Source organism: Actinoplanes sp. NPDC023936 (genome assembly GCF_040639325.1).
Classification (GTDB): Bacteria; Actinomycetota; Actinomycetes; order Mycobacteriales; family Micromonosporaceae; genus Actinoplanes.
The window spans coordinates 1-16,723 of sequence record NZ_JBEZZR010000076.1 but is presented as its reverse complement, the minus strand read 5'-3'; the positions used below and the strand labels follow the sequence as shown (position 1 = coordinate 16,723).

The 16,723-nt window shown below is 68.5% G+C and carries 14 protein-coding genes; 12 read left to right on the top strand and 2 right to left on the bottom strand.

Annotation, left to right across the window (positions count from 1 at the left end):
• Positions 1 to 312: 312 nt before the first annotated feature.
• From AB0F72_RS41690 to manD, 8 genes are all read left to right on the top strand, one after another.
• Positions 313 to 669 (top strand): GntR family transcriptional regulator, encoded by a 357-nt coding sequence (locus tag AB0F72_RS41690; protein WP_360444703.1) that lies wholly within the window; start codon positions 313 to 315, stop codon positions 667 to 669.
• Entirely contained in the window at positions 666 to 1,715 is a 1,050-nt protein-coding gene (locus tag AB0F72_RS41685; RefSeq protein ID WP_360444700.1) for a DUF1648 domain-containing protein, read from the top strand. Before AB0F72_RS41690 ends, AB0F72_RS41685 begins: the two co-directional genes overlap by 4 nt.
• 226 nt (positions 1,716 to 1,941) lie before the next feature.
• Positions 1,942 to 2,925: a LacI family DNA-binding transcriptional regulator gene (locus AB0F72_RS41680; protein WP_360444697.1), complete on the top strand. Its 984-nt coding sequence runs from the start codon at positions 1,942 to 1,944 to the stop codon at positions 2,923 to 2,925.
• Between the two features lie 155 nt (positions 2,926 to 3,080).
• The gene (locus tag AB0F72_RS41675) at positions 3,081 to 4,157 is read left to right on the top strand and encodes an extracellular solute-binding protein (protein ID WP_360444694.1); all 1,077 of its coding nucleotides are present in this window, start codon (positions 3,081 to 3,083) and stop codon (positions 4,155 to 4,157) included.
• Positions 4,154 to 5,191, top strand: coding sequence for an ABC transporter ATP-binding protein (locus tag AB0F72_RS41670; protein WP_360444691.1), 1,038 nt, complete (start codon positions 4,154 to 4,156; stop codon positions 5,189 to 5,191). The genes AB0F72_RS41675 and AB0F72_RS41670 overlap by 4 nt, the downstream gene beginning before the upstream one ends.
• Entirely contained in the window at positions 5,188 to 6,075 is an 888-nt protein-coding gene (locus AB0F72_RS41665; protein ID WP_360444688.1) for a sugar ABC transporter permease, read from the top strand. The genes AB0F72_RS41670 and AB0F72_RS41665 overlap by 4 nt, the downstream gene beginning before the upstream one ends.
• The gene (locus AB0F72_RS41660) at positions 6,072 to 6,905 is read left to right on the top strand and encodes an ABC transporter permease subunit (RefSeq protein WP_360444685.1); all 834 of its coding nucleotides are present in this window, start codon (positions 6,072 to 6,074) and stop codon (positions 6,903 to 6,905) included. Before AB0F72_RS41665 ends, AB0F72_RS41660 begins: the two co-directional genes overlap by 4 nt.
• A 71-nt stretch (positions 6,906 to 6,976) precedes the next feature.
• Entirely contained in the window at positions 6,977 to 8,200 is a 1,224-nt protein-coding gene (manD, locus tag AB0F72_RS41655; RefSeq protein ID WP_360444682.1) for a D-mannonate dehydratase ManD, read from the top strand.
• Between the two features lie 261 nt (positions 8,201 to 8,461).
• Here manD and AB0F72_RS41650 read toward each other — a convergent pair whose 3' ends face one another.
• Positions 8,462 to 8,935 (bottom strand): ASCH domain-containing protein, encoded by a 474-nt coding sequence (locus AB0F72_RS41650; protein WP_360444679.1) that lies wholly within the window; start codon positions 8,933 to 8,935, stop codon positions 8,462 to 8,464.
• 95 nt (positions 8,936 to 9,030) lie between these two features.
• Here AB0F72_RS41650 and AB0F72_RS41645 point away from each other — a divergent pair, with 95 nt between their 5' ends.
• From AB0F72_RS41645 to AB0F72_RS41630, 4 genes are read left to right on the top strand one after another with little or no spacing between them, the layout of a single operon-like run.
• Positions 9,031 to 11,853, top strand: coding sequence for a GH92 family glycosyl hydrolase (locus tag AB0F72_RS41645; RefSeq protein WP_360444676.1), 2,823 nt, complete (start codon positions 9,031 to 9,033; stop codon positions 11,851 to 11,853).
• A 59-nt stretch (positions 11,854 to 11,912) separates the two neighbouring features.
• The gene (locus AB0F72_RS41640) at positions 11,913 to 13,313 is read left to right on the top strand and encodes a basic amino acid/polyamine antiporter (RefSeq protein WP_360444674.1); all 1,401 of its coding nucleotides are present in this window, start codon (positions 11,913 to 11,915) and stop codon (positions 13,311 to 13,313) included.
• Positions 13,314 to 13,326: 13 nt separating this feature from the next.
• Positions 13,327 to 14,562: an arginine deiminase gene (locus tag AB0F72_RS41635; protein ID WP_360444671.1), complete on the top strand. Its 1,236-nt coding sequence runs from the start codon at positions 13,327 to 13,329 to the stop codon at positions 14,560 to 14,562.
• 5 nt (positions 14,563 to 14,567) lie between these two features.
• Positions 14,568 to 15,209: a MarC family protein gene (locus AB0F72_RS41630; RefSeq protein ID WP_360444668.1), complete on the top strand. Its 642-nt coding sequence runs from the start codon at positions 14,568 to 14,570 to the stop codon at positions 15,207 to 15,209.
• Positions 15,210 to 15,249: 40 nt separating this feature from the next.
• Here the strand turns inward: AB0F72_RS41630 and AB0F72_RS41625 are convergent, their stop codons facing one another.
• Positions 15,250 to 16,530, bottom strand: coding sequence for a tannase/feruloyl esterase family alpha/beta hydrolase (locus AB0F72_RS41625; RefSeq protein WP_360444665.1), 1,281 nt, complete (start codon positions 16,528 to 16,530; stop codon positions 15,250 to 15,252).
• Positions 16,531 to 16,723 lie beyond the last annotated feature (193 nt).

The following is a 16,723-nucleotide window of genomic DNA, read 5'->3' as shown; positions in this document are numbered from 1 at the left end:
ACCACCCGCACCGACCTCGCAGCACACGCAAGCAACGCCGGAATCAACCCCACCAGCTTGATCAAAGCAGCGAGTTATTAATCGACGGGTCCTAATCAGACTCGCTTGCCTGCGCCGGCTACGGCCCGCGCCACCGAGCCGTAGCCCAGACCGGCAACCACACCCGGTTTGCCTGCGCCAACTACGGCCCGCGCCAACGAGCCGTAGCCCAGGCCGGTAATCGGGCCGGCTTTCCTGCGCCGGCTACGGCTCGCGGCGCCGCGCCATCAGGGAGCCACACCAGGAAGCCCATTGTTATAGTAGAATGCAAACATGTTGTTCCGCGTGGATGTGGCGGCCGGCGAACCGCTTGCTGATCAGATCGCTGCTCAGGTGCGTGGCGGGATCATGCGCGGCGAGCTGAGCGCCGGTGAGCGCCTGCCCGCCGCCCGGGAGCTGGCCGATGTGCTCGACGTCAACCTGCACACGGTGCTGAGGGCGTACGGGCAGTTGCGTGACGAGGAGCTGATCGAGTTGCGCCGGGGCCGGGGTGCGGTCGTGCGCGGCGATGCCGACGGCGCACGGTTGCGGCTGGCCGAGCTGGCCCGGCAGTTCGTACGGGAGGCACGGCGGCAAGGGCTCGGTGAGACGGAGATGCTGGAGATAGTGGTGAAGGAGGCGCGACCGTGAGGAAACTGCACGCCGCTGCGGCGGTGATCTGGCTGCCGGTGGTGGTTACGGCCGCGACCGGGACCTGGCGGGACGAACTGCCGGAACGGATCGCTACCCATTGGAGCGGCTCGGGCACGGCCGACGGGTTCAGCTCGACGACCGGGTTCTGGGCCGCGATGCTGACCACCGGCATCCTGGCCGGCGTGCTCGGCCTGGTCGCCGCCGCGATGGCAACCCACCACCCGGAGCAGCCGACGCGAGACGAGAAGCCGGCGCAGAGCGGGGATCCGGCACGGAACCCAGAAGCGGCCGGGAAGGCGGGACCGGCCGGGAACGCGGCATCGGCCGGGAACGCGGCGCGAGATGTGCGGCGGGTTGCTGTGGGGCGCGGGCTGCTCGTCGCCGCCGGCGCTGTCGCCGGCGGGTCGGCCGGTGTCTGGGTGGCCACCGCTGCCGCGAGTCTCGCCGATCCGGCCGACCCGCGGCTGGGCTGGCGGTTCGCCTACCTCTTCCTCGGCATGGCCTGGGCCCTCGTCGTGTGGCTGATCGCCGGGAAGGCGCCGCGGATCGACGTGCCCGCCGAGCCGCCGGTCGACGCGCTGGCGTTGGGGCCGACCGAGCGGGCGGCGTTCAGCACCACGCTGCGCTCGCCGTTGCTGTTCGGCTCGACGCTGCTGGCCGCCGCCGCGCTGGCGGCCGGCGCGGCGCTCGGCACGTCCGGGCTCTGGCTCGCGGTTCCGGTGCTGCTGGCGCTGGCGTTCGCGCTGGGACGGGTGCGGATCACCGCGGACCGGCGTGGACTGCGCGTGGTCACCGGCGTCGGGGTGACGATCAAGCATGTCGCGCTCACGGACATCGTCAGCGCGGAGGCCGCCGAGATCAATCCGACGGAGTGGGGCGGCTGGGGCTACCGGGTGCTACCGGGCCGCAGCGCGCTGGTCCTGCGTGGCGGGCCCGGCCTCGTGGTGAACCTGCGCGACGGCCGCCGGTTCGCGGTGACGCTCGACGACCCCCGCACACCGGCCGCGCTGCTGAACGGCCTGCACGCGAAAACCGCCGACTGACCGCCCGCACGCAAAACCACTGACCACCCGCACGCGACACCACTGACCACACGCACGGGAAACCCGACTGACCGGCGGCACGCGAAACCGCCGACCGAACGGCCTGCGAAAACCGCTGACCAACCGGCAAACACAGCGCCAACTGAAGCCGCCTTGACAACATCCTGAAAACGATTCCAGACTGGCCCAACCGATCGATCGACATCGAATGATCAGGGGGCCCGCCATGGCGGCGACCATCAAGGACGTGGCCCGGCTCGCCGGTGTCTCACAGTCCTCGGTCTGCCGGGCCCTGGCCAAACCCGAGCAGGTCCGCCCGGAGACCCGGGAGCGGGTCGAGCGCGCCGCCCGAGATCTCGGCTACTACCCGAACCGGGCGGCCCGCGGCCTGATCACCGGCCGGACCGCCAACATCGGCGTCGTGCTGCCGGATCTGGCGAACCCGTTCTTCCCCAGCGTGGTGAAGGCGATCCAGACCCAGGCCCGGCTCTTCGACTACGCCGTCTTCCTGGGCGACACCGACGAGGACCCGGCCGTCGAGACGTCGCTGATCAGGGCGCTCGCCAAGCAGGTCGACGGCTTCCTGCTCTGCTCGCCGCGAGCGAGCGACGACGAGTTGCGGGCCTGCGACAGGGAGTTGCAGACCCCGATCGTCGTGCTGAACCGGCGGGTCAGCCCGTTCCCGGCGGTCACCGCCGACAGCGCCGACGGGATGCGCCAGGCGGTCGGTCACCTGCACGCGCTGGGACACCGCCGGATCGCGTACGTGGCCGGCCCCCGCACGTCCTGGTCGAACCGTGACCGCCTGCGCGGCCTGCGGTCGGCCACCTCCTCCTACGACATGGACCTGATCGAGGCCGGCAACGTCGCGCCCACTGTCGATGGCGGCGCGGCCGTCGCCGACCTGGTCGCCGCGTCGCCGGCCACCGCCGTGATCGCCTACAACGACCTGGTCGCGCTCGGCCTGCTCAACCGGTTCCGGGACCGGGAGATCGCCGTGCCCGGCCGGATCAGCGTCGTGGGTTTCGACGACATCCTGCTGGCCGGGCTGGTCACCCCGGCACTGACCACCGTCGCGATCGCCAAGGAGCAGATCGGCCGGGCCGGCGTCGAGCTGCTGCTGGATCTGCTGGGTGACCGGAGCCCGGTGAACAAGCGAACCCCGACCCAGCTCATCGTGCGGGCGTCCACCGGCCCCGTACCCCAATAAGGATTTTTGAAGCGATAAAAGGAGACGTCGTGAAAGGGAAGGTCACTCTTAGTATTGCCGCTCTCACGCTCGCTCTGACGGCTTGCAGCCCGCCCGACTCGGGTGGGGACACCACGAGCGCCGACGGAGCCGTACCGGAAAAGCCCAGCAAGCCGGTGACCCTCAACGTCCTCGACGTGGCCGGGAACCTGCAGCTGACCCAGGGCATGATCGACGACTTCGTCGCGAAGAACAGCGACGTGGTCGAGAAGGTCACCTACACCAAGGCGACAGCGCCCGAGCTGGTCGGCAAGATCAAGGCGCAGCAGGACGCGAACCGCGTCGACATCGACATCGTGCTGACCGGCGTCGACGGTCTCGCGGCCGGAATCGATCAGGGTTTGTGGCTGCCGCTGCTGCCCACCCACGCGAACCGGCTGACCGGCATGGCCGCCTACCTGCCCGGCGCCGAGGCGATGCAGAAGCTCGCCGGCGACAACGGCGTCACGATCACCTACTACCCGTCCGGTCCGCTCATCGAGTACCTGCCCGGGAACGTGCCGAACCCGCCGAAGACCGCGCAGGAGCTGCTCGATTACGCGAAGGCCAACCCGGGCGCCGTGCAGTACGCCCGGCCCTCGAACTCCGGTCCGGGCCGCACGTTCCTGATGGGCCTGCCCTACCTGCTCGGCGACAGCGACCCGAAGGACCCGGAGAACGGCTGGGACAAGACCTGGCAGTTCCTCAAGGAGCTGGACGCCCAGGTCACGCTGTACCCGTCCAGCACCAGCGAGACGATGAAGAACCTGGCCAACGGCTCCGCGAAGATCATTCTGACGACGACCGGCTGGGACATCAATCCGCGGGTGCTCGGCACCGTACCCAAGGAAGCCAAGATCGGTACGCTGGACGGCTTCCACTGGGTGACCGACGCGCACTACGCGGTCGTGCCGAAGGGCGTGTCCACCGACAAGCAGGCCGCCGTGCTGTCGCTGCTGACCTCGATGCTCACCCCGGAGCAGCAGGCCAAGGCGTATGACAAGGGGTATTTCTTCCCCGGCCCGGCGATCAAGGACGTGCCGCTGACGATGGCGCCGCAGGAGAGTCAGCAGGCAATCAACGAGTACGGCCGGCCGGAGTACGCCGACCTCATCCTGAACAACCCGCTCGAAGTGCCGCTGGACGCGAAAGCGCTGGTCGCCGCGTTCGACAGGTGGGACCGGGAGGTCGGCGGGTCGAAGGTGAAGAAGTGACACGCTTCGATCGGCTGCGGCTCGACGGCGTGACCAGGCGGTTCGGCGACGCGGACGCGCTGAGCGACCTGACCTTGGAGATCCAGCGGGGCGAGTTCATCGCCCTGCTGGGCCCCTCCGGTTGCGGCAAATCGACGGCCCTGAACTGCCTGGCCGGACTGCTGCCGCTCACGGCCGGCAGCATCTGGCGCGACGACACCCGGCTCGACACGCTGCCACCGGAACGCCGTGGATTCGGGATGGTCTTCCAGAACTACGCGCTCTTCCCCCATATGTCCGTACAGAAGAATGTGGCTTTCGGCCTGCAGATGCACGGCGCGGGCCGGGCCGAGGCACGCCGCCGGACCGCCGACGCGGTCCGCCTGGTCCATCTGGAGGAGCACGCCACGAAGCTGCCCGGCCAGCTCTCCGGCGGGCAGCAGCAGCGCGTCGCGATCGCCCGCGCTGTCGTGATCGAGCCGTCGCTGGTGCTGATGGACGAGCCGCTCTCCAACCTGGACGCCAAGCTGCGCCTGGAGATGCGCACCGAGATCCGCCGGCTGCACCAGACACTCGGGCTCACCACGGTCTACGTCACGCATGATCAAGAGGAGGCGCTGTCGCTTTCTGATCGCCTGGTGGTGCTCCGCGACGGCCGGGTGCAGCAGATCGGCACGCCGGAGGACGTGCACACGCGCCCCGCGAACCGGCACGTCGCCGACTTCATGGGGTACCGCAACCTTCTGCCCGGTTCTTTCACTTCTGGCAAGATCAACATCTTGGGGGTACGGGTGACCGGCACGCCCGTGGGAGACCTGGCGGACGGCTCCTCCGCCGTCGCCGCGATCCGCCCCGAGGACATCACGCTCGACGGCGACCTCGAAGCGACGGTGGACGTGGTCGAGTACCAGGGCCGGGAGTTCACCGTCGAGGTCCGCACCGCCGACGACATGGTGCTGCATCTGCGCACGTCACAGCGGCTCTCACCGGGCGATCACGTGAAGGTCGGCTTCCCGCCGGAGCGCCTGTTGATCTTCCCGGGCGAGGCGTCGTGACAGCCACGACGGTCGCCGTCCGGCACCGGCTCGCCGAGCGTGGCGTCGACCGGCAGATGCTGCTGCTCGTGCCGGCCACGGTGTTCGTGGTGGCGCTGTTCATCTACCCGTTCGCGTACGGCATCGCGGTGTCCCTGCAACCCGCCGAGGGTGGGATGCTCGCCGCCTACCAGACGTTCTTCACCGACGCGTACCAGCGGGACACGATCGTCACGACGCTCGCCATCGCGCTGCCGGCCGCGCTGCTCAACGTCGCCGCGGCGGTGCCTATCGCGTACCGGATGCGCGGCCGGTTCCGCGGCAAACGGCTGGTCACCACCATTCTCGTCGTGCCGATCACGCTCGGCACCGTGCTGACCGCGGAGGGCCTGCTCAACTTCCTCGGACCGGCCGGATGGCTCAACCGGTTCCTGGTGACGAGCGGGCTGACCGACGCGCCGGTGCGGCTCACCAACAACTACTGGGGCGTGTTCTTCTCGCTCGTCATCACCGGATTCCCGTTCGCTTTCCTGCTCGTTCTGTCGTACCTCTCGGGCATCGACCCTTCGCTCGAACGTGCCGCCGCGACGCTCGGGGCCGGCTGGCGGCAGAGGTTCTTCCGGATCACGCTGCCACTGCTCGCGCCGGGGCTGGCGACGACGTTCTGCCTGACGTTCGTGCTGGCGTTCAGCGTGTTCCCGTCGGCGATCCTGGTCGGCGATCCAACCGGCAGCACGCGGGTCATCTCGATCGCGGCGTACGAGGCGGCCTATGTGCGCTACGACTACGCCGGGGCGTCGGCCGCCGCGATCATCATGGGCGCGGTCGAGCTCGCCGTGATCGCCGTGGTGCTGGGCCTCCGAGGGCTGCTCTACACCGGTTCGACGGCGGGAGGAAAGGGATGAAGCGCTCCATCGTGGCCTCCCCCGCGGCATGGCTGGTCTGGGGCGCGGTGATCATCTTCTTCATCGGGCTGGCCGGCGTGATCGGTTCCGTGGTGGTCAACTCGTTCGGGTTGCGCTGGTTCGACTCGTGGCTGCCCGAGGAGTACACCACCCAGTGGTACGGCCAGGCGTGGGACGAGTTCACCCTGTTGCCGGTTCTGACCGTCACGTTGATCGTCTGCCTGCTGGTGGCCGGCATCTCGGTGCTGGTCGGGGTGCCGGCCGCCTATGTGCTGGCTCGGCGCAAGTTCCCCGGCAGCCGTGCGCTCTATCTGCTGTTCCTGTTGCCGATTCTGATGCCACCGATCACGTACGGCATCCCGCTCGCGACGGTGCTGTACAAGTACGGTCTGGCCGGTCACCTGTCCGGAGTGGTGCTCGCCAACCTGGTGCCGTCGATCCCTTTCGTGATCCTCACGATGACGCCGTTCATCGAGCAGATCGACCCGGCGGTCGAGCGGGCCGCACGGATGTGTGGCGCCCGCACCCGGCATGTCTTCACGCGCATCCTCGCGCCGCTGCTCATCCCCGGGATCCTCGCATCGTGCATCCTCGTGGTGGTCCGCACCGTCGGGATGTTCGAGTTGACGTTCTTGACCGCTGGACCGGACTCGCAGACGCTCGTCGTGGCGCTGTTCTACTCGATGTCGGCGGCCGGGATCCGGGCGCAGCAATCTGTTGACGCGATGGCTGTCATATACAGCTTGATGATGCTCACCTTGCTGGTGCTTGCCTTGCGTTTCGTCAACCCCACTCAACTTGTTGCACGTGTGAAGGAGGATCAATATTGAGCATGCTCAATTCAAGTACAGGCAAGTCCAGTACAGGCAAGTCCAGTACAGGCAAGTCAAGTGCAGTCAACATGAACGCGGGCAGCGTCAATATTGTCAACGCCCGCGTCATCATCACCTGCCCCGGCCGCAACTTCGTCACGCTCAAGATTGAGACCGCCGACGGGTTGACGGGCGTCGGCGACGCCACGTTGAACGGCCGTGAGTTGGCCGTCGCCGCCTACCTGACCGAACATGTCGTGCCGATGCTGATCGGCCGTGACGCCTCCCGGATCGAAGACATCTGGCAATTTCTCTACAAGGGCGCCTACTGGCGTCGCGGCCCGGTGACGATGACCGCCATCGCGGCTGTCGACACGGCGTTGTGGGACATCAAAGGCAAGGTCGCCGGCTTGCCGGTCTACCAGTTGCTGGGCGGGCGATCCCGAGAGGGCGTGACCGTTTACGGCCATGCGAACGCGCTCGACACGGAAAGCGTGCTACCCGAGATCGCGTCGTATGTCGATCTAGGCTATCGGGCGGTCCGGGTGCAGACCGGCGTTCCCGGACTGGAGTCCACCTACGGCGTCGGCGGCGACAAGATGTTCTACGAGCCGGCCGACGCGGCGCTGCCCACCGAGAACGTCTGGTCGACCGAGCACTACCTCACCCACGTACCGAAGGTGTTCGCCGACGTCCGAGCGGAATTCGGCCCGACGCTGCGCCTGCTGCACGACGTCCACCACCGCCTCACGCCACTGGAGGCCGCACGTCTCGGGCGCTCGCTGGAGCCGTACGCGCTGACCTGGATGGAAGACCCGGTCCCGGCCGAGTTGCAGGAGGGCTTCCGCCTGATCCGCCAGCACACGACGACACCGATAGCGGTCGGCGAGGTGTTCAACTCGATCTGGGACTGTCAGGAACTGATCACGTCCCAGCTGATCGACTACATCAGGACCACCGTCGTGCACGCCGGCGGCATCACCCACCTGCGCCGCATCTTCGACCTGGCCGCGCTGTACCACGTCCGCAGCGGCTCCCACGGCGCGACGGACCTCTCCCCCGTCTGCATGGCGGCGGCCCTGCACGTGGACATCGCGATCCCGAACTTCGGCCTGCAGGAGTACATGCGCCACACGCCGGAGACCGACGAGGTGTTCCCGCACGGGTACTGGTTCTCCGGCGGCTACCTGCACCCGTCCGAGGAGCCGGGTCTCGGCGTCGACATCGACGAGGAGAAGGCGGCCCGGTATCCGTATCGGCCGGCGTCGCTGCCGGTAAACCGCCTCCAGGACGGGACGATGCACAGCTGGTAGCACCGGCGACGATCAGGTCACACCGAAGCCGCCGCCAGCAACGATGAGGTCACACCGAAGCGGTGCGTGTGCCCGCATCCCTGCCCTGGCATGGATGCGTTCGCACAATGACGTTACGTGTGCCCGCATCGCTGCCGAGCCCGCGCATCCATGCCGAGCCGGCGCAGGCCACGGCCCGGGGACGGGACGCCCGGGGACGGGACGCCCGGGGACGGGACGCCCGCCTAGGCGCAGGCCACAGCCCGGGGACGGGACGCCCGCCTAACTGAGCGGCGCTGCCGCCAGCTCGGGCGGATACATCACCGCGAAGCGCTCGAAGAGGACCTCCTCGGTGTCCTCGTCGAACGCGACGCCGGCGGCCTGGCAGACCCGGCCGAAGTAGGCGCGGTGGGCGTCGAGCCAGCCGTCCCGGGTGCGGTCGTTCTCGCCCTCCGCGTACGCGAACGACTCCGTGACGCTGCTGAACGGGCCCAGGCGCAGCTCCACCGTGCGCAGCACCACGCGAGGCTGCCCGGAACCGTCGCAGACCACCCAGTGGACGCCGATCCGGGGCAGCGGCTCGTCGCCGAACTGACGGACCAGGGACGCGGTGGCCCGCTTGCGGCCGTCGATCACCAGTGCCAACAGGGCGTCCGCCAGCTGCGCCGAGTCACCGAAGCGCTCGACGGTGTATTCGCCGGTGAGGCCGGACACCGTCCAGAACGAAGCGGCCGCGGTCAGGTCAAGGGGAGACATAGCACCATGTTGATCTAGAGGACGGGCGGCGGACAACTGGGATTCCCCTACCACGAGCAGCATGGGCAGGCTTGCTTACCAATGGAAGGACAGCTATGCGTAAGTGGCTGATCGCCGGACTGGCGCTGCTGCTGGCACCCACCCCCGCCGCCGCGCACGCCGCGGAGATCGACCCGTTCGACGCGGTCGACCAGTTCATCGGCACCGAGTTCGACACCACGCAGAACAAGAGCAACGACGCCTACGGGAACACGTTCCCCGGTGCCGCCCTGCCGTTCGGCATGGTGCAGCCGAGCCCGACCACCTACCAGCCGGGCAACGCCCTGGTCGGGGAGAAGGGCGGGTACGAGTACACCGCGAACCTGATCCGCGGCTTCGGCATGACCCGGTACTCCGGCACCGGCTGCACCGGGCGGTACGGCGGGTACGAGTTCCCGACGATCCCCTACGCAGGGCGAACCCTGCCGGTGAGCCCGTCCACCGATGTCAAGGGTTACTACCTCGGCTTCGACCACGCGAACGAGCGAGCCGAACCGGGTTACTACCGGGTCACCGCGGATAACGGCATCACGACCGAATTGACGGCCACCACCCGTACCGCGGTGAGCAAATACGATTTTCCCGGGGAATCGACGCTCATTCTCGATGTCAGCGGGCCGAACAACCGTACCTTCGGCAGTGAAGTCACCATCGATCCCGCGAAACGCACGGTCAGCGGCTGGATGTTCGGCGCCGACGTCTGCGATGTCGGCAACACCTACAAGGCGTATTTCTCCACCACCTACGACCAGCCGTTCCAGTCCTACGGAACGTGGAACGACGCCGAGATGACCGCCGGCAGCACCCACGCGGTCAAGGCCGGCACCGATACCAGCGTCGACTACCGCCACGACACCGGCGCCTGGATCACCTTCGCCGACGGCGCGACGGTCACCGCGAAGACCGGATTCAGCTATGTGAGCGTCGCGAACGCCGCCGCGAACCGGGACCGCGAGACGGGCCACAAGAGCTTCGACACGGTGCGGAAAGCGGCGAAGAAGGCTTGGCAGAAGGCGCTGAGGACGGTCGACGTCAAGGGCGGCAGCACCGAGCAGCGCACCAAGCTCTACACCGCGCTCTACCACTCGCTGCTGCACCCGAACATTCGCGACGACGTCAACGGCGAATACCTCGGTTACGACAAGCAGGTCCACCGGATCACCGGGAACAGGCACTTCTACCAGAACCTGAACTTCGCCGGCTCGGGCTGGGACATGTACCGCAGCCAGGCGCAACTGATCGCCCTGACGTTCCCGGACGTCGCGAACGACATGGCGCAGTCGATCGTCACGATGGTCCAGCAGACCGGCCGGTGGGCGCCCGGCGCGGCCCGCATGCAGGGCGACAACTACCAGGTCATCCTGGCCACGCTCGACGACATGGGCGCCACCGGGTACGACCGGCGGGCCGCCCTGTCCAGCATGATCGAGACCCAGAAGCTGCCGGCCACCACGACCACCCGCAGCGAGGCGTTCCAGTACTTCACGACCGGAATGATCGAGAACCGCAAGGGTGACTTCGCGACGTCGCGCGTCCTGGAGTACGCGATCGACGACTTCGCGATCTCGCAGCTGGCCGGCCGCCTCGGCGACACCGCGAACCGGGACTTCTTCCTGGCCCGCTCGCAGAACTGGATGAACGTCTTCGACCCGGTGACCGGGCACATCCGGCCCCGGGAGCGCACCGGCTTCGACCGGAACTTCGACCTCCGGGTACGCGACGACGGCGCCGGCCGCGGCCAGTTCAACCAGTCGACCGGCTACCAGTACGGCTGGATGGTCCCGCACAACATGGCCACCCTGATCGCCAAGCGGGGTGGCACGGACGCCGCGACCGCCGCGCTCGACGTGCTGATGGCCGACCTGGACGCCGGCGCGTACACGAAGACCGGCAACTACCTGTCGAACCAGGCGGCGTTCGGCACCCCGTGGGTCTACCACTGGCTCGGGCAGCCGGCCAAGACCACCGACGTGCTGTACCGGGCGGTCACCGAGATGTACGACACCACCCCGTCCGGCCTGCCCGGCAACGACGACCAGGGCTCGCTGAGCGCGTGGTACGTGTTCGCGAACATCGGCCTCTACCCGGCGATCTACGGCACCGGTGACCTGCTGGTCAGCGCGCCGATGTTCGACGAGGTCCGGATCGGCAAGCTGAAGATCAAGGCGCCCGGTGTGTCGAAGGGCAAGCGGTACACCACCGCCCTGCGGGTCAACGGCGAGCGGACCGACGCGAACTGGATCGAGGCCCGGACCACCGGCACGCTCGACATGACCATGTCGGCGACGCCCGGGAACTGGGGCCGGGGTGTGCCGCCGTCGTACACCGGCGGCGCCGACGCCCGCAACAACGCCGGGACCACGCCGGACGGGCAGGGCAACCTGGGTTCGCTCGACCTCAGTGACTGGTCGCTGTCGCGGACCGCGCTGGCGCAGGCGGGTGCCGCTCCCGGCGCCGCGCTGGCGTTCGGGGACACCACGTTCACCTGGCCGGACGCCGCGCCGGGCGAGCCGGACAACTGGATTCCGCACGGCCAGCGGATCGACCTGCCGGACGCCGCGGCGGCGAGCGTGTCGTTCCTCGGCCTCGCGACGAACGGCCCGGCCACCGGGACCGCCCGCGTCGAGTACACCGACGGGACCAGCCAGGACGTCGGCGTCACCTTCGGCGACTGGGCGGCAGCCGCGCCGGCGGGCAACAGCGCGCTCATCACCCTGAACGGACGAAACAACGCCAACGGTACGAGCGGAACCGGCACGTTCCGGATCTTCGCCACCACTCCGGCCGCCCTCGACCCGGCGAAGGCCGTCGATGCCGTTGTGCTGCCGGACCACACCGACAAGGGCATCATGCACGTCTTCGACGTCGCGATCTCCTGACCTCAATCATCCGGCCGGGATGAACACGGGGCTGGGCGCGGAAATTAGCGTCCCGCCCCGTGACGGCGACGGAGACGACGACCACCCAGAAGCTGACTCTGCTGACGATGACCTCGATGGTCGTCGGCGGCATGGTGGGCGCCGGGGTGTTCTCGCTGCCACGCCGGTTCGCCGAGGAGACCGGCGTCATCGGGGCGCTGATCGCGTGGACCATCGCGGGCGCCGGCATGCTGATGCTGGCGTTCGTGTTCCAGACCCTGGCGATGCGGAAGCCGGATCTCGACGCCGGCGTCTACGCGTACGCGAAAGCGGGTTTCGGCGAGTATCTCGGGTTCTTTTCGGCGTTCGGCTACTGGGCCAGCGCCTGCGTCGGCAACGTCACCTACTGGGTGCTGATCATGTCGACGCTGGGCGCGGTGGTCCCGGCGTTCGGCAATGGGGACACGCTGCTCTCGGTGCTGTGCTCGACGGCCGGGATCTGGCTCTTCTTCTCCCTGGTGCAGCGTGGCGTCAAGGACGCGGCGGTGCTGAATCGGATCGTGACGATCGCCAAGGTCGTACCCATCATCGTCTTCGTCCTGCTCGCCCTCTTCGCGCTGGATCCGGCGGTCTTCGCGGACAACCTGCGCGGCGGCGTCGGGTACGGCTCCCTGTTCGAGCAGGTCAAGGGCACGATGCTGGTAACCGTCTTCGTGTTCCTCGGTGTCGAGGGCGCGAGTGTCTACTCCCGGCACGCGAAACGTCGGCAGGATGTCGGCCGGGCCACGATCCTGGGTTTCCTCAGTGTGTTCGCCGTTTTCGCGTCGGTGACCATCGTGTCGTACGGAATCCTGCCGGCCGCCGAGATCGCGCGGCTCCGCCAGCCGTCGATGGGCGGGGTTCTGGAGGCCGCCGTCGGCGGCTGGGGCATGGCGTTCGTCAGCGTCGGCCTGGTCGTCTCGGTGCTCGGCGCCTACCTGGCGTGGACGCTGATGGCCGCCGAGGTGCTGTTCGTGGCGGCCGCGGACGACGACATGCCCCGTTTCCTGGGTCGCGCCCGGCGCGGTGACGTGCCGTTCAACGCCCTGCTGCTGACCAGCATCCTGGTCCAGATCGTCCTGGTCGTCACGTATTTCAGCGAGGACGCGTTCAACTTCGCGCTGGACCTGACGAGCGCGCTGAGCCTGATCCCGTTCCTGCTCGCCGCGGGTTACGCGCTCAAGATCGCGGACCGGGGCAAGGAGTGGGTCATCGCCGGGCTGGCCGTCCTCTACACGATCTTCCTGCTGTTCGCGGCCGGTCCGAAGTTCCTGCTCGTCTCGTTCATCATCTACGCCCCGGCGACACTGCTCTTCGTCAAAGCCCGCCGGGAACAGGGGCGGCAGCTGTTCTCCGGCCGTGAGCTCGTCATCCTCGCCGTCTCCGTGATCGGCGCCATCACCGGCATCACCGCGCTCGCCGCGGGCTGGATCTCCATCTGAGAGGGGCACTTCCATGTCCACCAACCTCGGCGTTCACTCCGAAGTCGGCCGGCTCCGCAAGGTCCTGGTCTGCTCCCCCGGCCTGGCGCACCGCCGGCTCACCCCCAGCAACGCGGACGACCTGCTCTTCGACGACGTGATGTGGGTGGAGAACGCCCAGCGTGACCACCTCGACTTCGTCAACAAGCTGCGCGGCCGGGGCGTCGAGGTGGTGGAACTGCACGAACTGCTCGCCGCGACAGTGGCCATCCCGGAGGCGCGGTCCTGGCTGCTCGATCGCAAGATCGTCGCGAACGAGGTGGGTCTGGGGCTGGTCACCGACACCCGGGCGTTCCTCGACGAGCTGGCGCCGCGCGACCTCGCCGAGTTCCTGATCGGCGGCCTGGCCACGAGCGACCTGCCGGACGACTTCCGCTCCGGGTACCTGGCGCTGGCCCGGGAGGCGACCGGCGCCCGCGAGTACCTGATGCCGCCGCTGCCGAACACGCTCTACACCCGGGACACCACGTGCTGGCTCTACGGCGGGGTGACGCTCAACCCGCTCTACTGGCCGGCCCGGCACGACGAGACGCTGCTGATGAAGGCGATCTACCGGTTCCACCCGGATTTCCGGGAGGCGACGGTCTGGTGGGGCGACCCGGAGCAGGAGTGGGGATTGTCCACGTTCGAGGGCGGCGACGTCATGCCGGTCGGCAACGGCGTGGTGCTCGTCGGCATGAGCGAGCGCACCTCGCGGCAGGCGATCACGCAGGTGGCGGCGGCGCTGTTCGCGCAGGGCGCCGCCGAGCGGGTGGTGGTCGCCGGCATGCCGAAGCTGCGCGCCGCGATGCACCTGGACACCGTGTTCACGTTCGCCGACCGGGACATCGTCACGCTGTACCCGACCATCATGGACGGCGTTCACACGTTCTCGATCTACCCCGGTGAAAAGGCGCCCCAGGTGGTCGACGAGGGCGACCGCAAGTTCACCGAGGTCGTGGCCGAGTCGCTCGGGCTCAAGTCGCTGCGGGTCATCGAGACCGGCGGAGATGTGTACGCCTCCGAACGCCAGCAGTGGGACAGCGGCAACAACGCTGTCGCTGTCGAGCCCGGCGTGGTCTTCACCTACGACCGGAACACCACCACGAACACGCTGCTGCGGCGCGCCGGGGTCGAGGTCATCACGATCGTCGGCGCGGAGCTGGGCCGGGGCCGCGGCGGCGGGCACTGCATGACCTGCCCGCTGATCCGCGACGCCGTCGACTTCTGACGACGATGTCCTTCAAGTACGAGGCGCTGGTCTTCTTCCTCGCTCTCTTCGCCCTCTACAGCCCGGTCGCGGCGCTCTCGTCCTACCTGCCCTACGTCCGCGGTTACGCCCACGGCCAGCAACTCCGCCTGGCGCTGGGCCTGGCGCTCAACGCGTTCGCCTTCGTGCTGATCGCGGTCTGGGTGGGTGAGCCGCTGCTGGAGCTGCTCGGGATCAGCCCGGCGGCGCTGACCGCGACCGGTGGCATCGCGCTGATCCTGGCGGCGGTGCCGCTGATGCGGGGTTCCGGGGAGGCGCCGCCGGAGCCCTCCCCCGGCGACGAAGCTCCGGCCGCGCCACGGAAGAACCCCCTCTTCACCCCGCTGACCTTTCCGCTCACCGTCGGCGGCACCACGTTCGCGTTCGGCGTCGCCGCCTCCGCGGACGCCGGTGACGTCCCGGGCCGCCTGTGGCTGACCGTGGCGGCGCTGGCCTACGGCATCGTGACCGGCGTGACGCTCTACCTCTCCGGGCACGTCGAACGGCGGATCTCCGCGGAGACGGCCGCGATCCTGGACCGGGTGGCCGGCATCCTGCTGACCAGCATCGCGGTGATCCTGCTGGCGAACGGCTTCACCGATCTGGTGACGGCGCGACTGGGCGTCTGACCACGGCTCAGAAGGTCAGGGGTTCGAGTCCCGGGAGCCGTCAGTCTCGAGCTCTGCTCCGGCCGGTCCACAATTCGAGCTCCGCGAACCCGCTGGTGAAGGACGGGAGCATGGGTCGCAGGATGCCGGGGGCGATCGGCACCAGGCCGTCGGTGTGCGTGCCACCGGAGACGCGACTGTAGCGGTGCAGATCGCCGTGACCCGCATCGACGACCATCCGGTGGTAGACGTCGCCGTACGTCGCGGGCGGAGTCATGACGTCGAGGGTGCCTTGGATGCTGACCAGCGGACGCTTGATTCGCCCGGTGAGGCTGATGCGGGCGACGGCCCGGTGGACCGAGCCGGGTCGCGCGGCGAGGTCGTAGTCGGTGTCACAACCCGCCCCGGTGCCTTCGGCGCAGAACGGGGTGCCGGCCTGGGTGTCGCCGTCGTAGCCCGGGTCGAGTTCCTCACGGATCACCCGCTGCAGGAAGTCCCACTGGTTCTTGTGGTGGTAATTCCAGAGGGCTTCGGAACCCGCGGGGTAGCCGGCCGCGATCATCCCGGCGTGTGCCGCCGGGTCGCCTGCGGCGTAGCGGGGGTAGGCGCGCAACGCGGGCGGAAGGGTCCTGAGCATGCTGATCTCTTCGGTGAAGATGAGGGCGTTCCAGTCCAGGCCGCCGGTGTAGAGGTCCGGGCGGTTCTCGAGCTGCCAGCGCACCAGGTAGCCGCCGGCCGACAGTCCGGCCGCGTAGGTCGCGCGTGGGGGCCGGCCGTAGTGCCGAGCGGCCACCTTCTTGGCGGTGATGGTCAGCTCGGTGACCCGGCGATGCCATTCCATGATCGCGTCACCGGGGCGGCGGCCGTCCTGGTAGATCTGCGCGCCGGTGTTGCCCTTGTCGGTGGCGGCGTAGGCGTAGCCCTTGGCCAGGACCTGATCGCTGATGATTCGGTCGTTGGCGAACTGTTCCCGGGTCGAGGGCGGTCCCGCCACCACGAGCCCGCCGTTCCAGCGGGCCGGCAGCCGCAGGACGAACTGGCTGTCGTGGTGCCAGCCATGATTGGTGTTGGTGGCGGAGTTATCGGGGAAGTAGCCGTCCACCTGGACCCCCGGCACACCGGAGGGTGTGACAGTGCCAGGTGCTTCCAGACCGGCCCAGTCCGCCGGATCGGTGTGCCCGGACGGGACCGTGCCGGTGGTGGTCAGATCCGCCAGGCACGAGGTGACGGCGTGCTCGGCTCCCGGCACCCGTACGCCTGGGCAGTCCGCCGGATGGGCGGCGGCGGGAACCGGTGACAGGACGGCCAAGAGAAGTGGGGTGATGGCGAGACTGCGGCGCATGCGGGCCTGCTTTCCGATTGGAGATGACGCTGAAAATCTAGGATCCGCAGGTCACCCGGAATAAGTGCCAGAAGAGTGGACCGTCGCAGCCATCCGACACCTTGGAGTCAATCAGTGGTTGCAACACTCGATTGATCAGGGGTTTTGATGGGGAAGATGGTGCCTCGTGGGGTGCAGGTGCGGTTCTGGGAGC

Coding starts and splice junctions, on each gene's coding strand:
- AB0F72_RS41680 (WP_360444697.1), top strand. CDS start 1,942: ATGGCGGCGACCATCAAGGACGTGGCCCGGCTCGCCGGTGTCTCACAG.
- AB0F72_RS41635 (WP_360444671.1), top strand. CDS start 13,327: ATGTCCACCAACCTCGGCGTTCACTCCGAAGTCGGCCGGCTCCGCAAG.
- AB0F72_RS41690 (WP_360444703.1), top strand. CDS start 313: ATGTTGTTCCGCGTGGATGTGGCGGCCGGCGAACCGCTTGCTGATCAG.
- AB0F72_RS41660 (WP_360444685.1), top strand. CDS start 6,072: ATGAAGCGCTCCATCGTGGCCTCCCCCGCGGCATGGCTGGTCTGGGGC.
- AB0F72_RS41625 (WP_360444665.1), bottom strand. CDS start 16,530: ATGCGCCGCAGTCTCGCCATCACCCCACTTCTCTTGGCCGTCCTGTCA.
- AB0F72_RS41645 (WP_360444676.1), top strand. CDS start 9,031: ATGCGTAAGTGGCTGATCGCCGGACTGGCGCTGCTGCTGGCACCCACC.
- manD (WP_360444682.1), top strand. CDS start 6,977: ATGAACGCGGGCAGCGTCAATATTGTCAACGCCCGCGTCATCATCACC.
- AB0F72_RS41650 (WP_360444679.1), bottom strand. CDS start 8,935: ATGTCTCCCCTTGACCTGACCGCGGCCGCTTCGTTCTGGACGGTGTCC.
- AB0F72_RS41630 (WP_360444668.1), top strand. CDS start 14,568: ATGTCCTTCAAGTACGAGGCGCTGGTCTTCTTCCTCGCTCTCTTCGCC.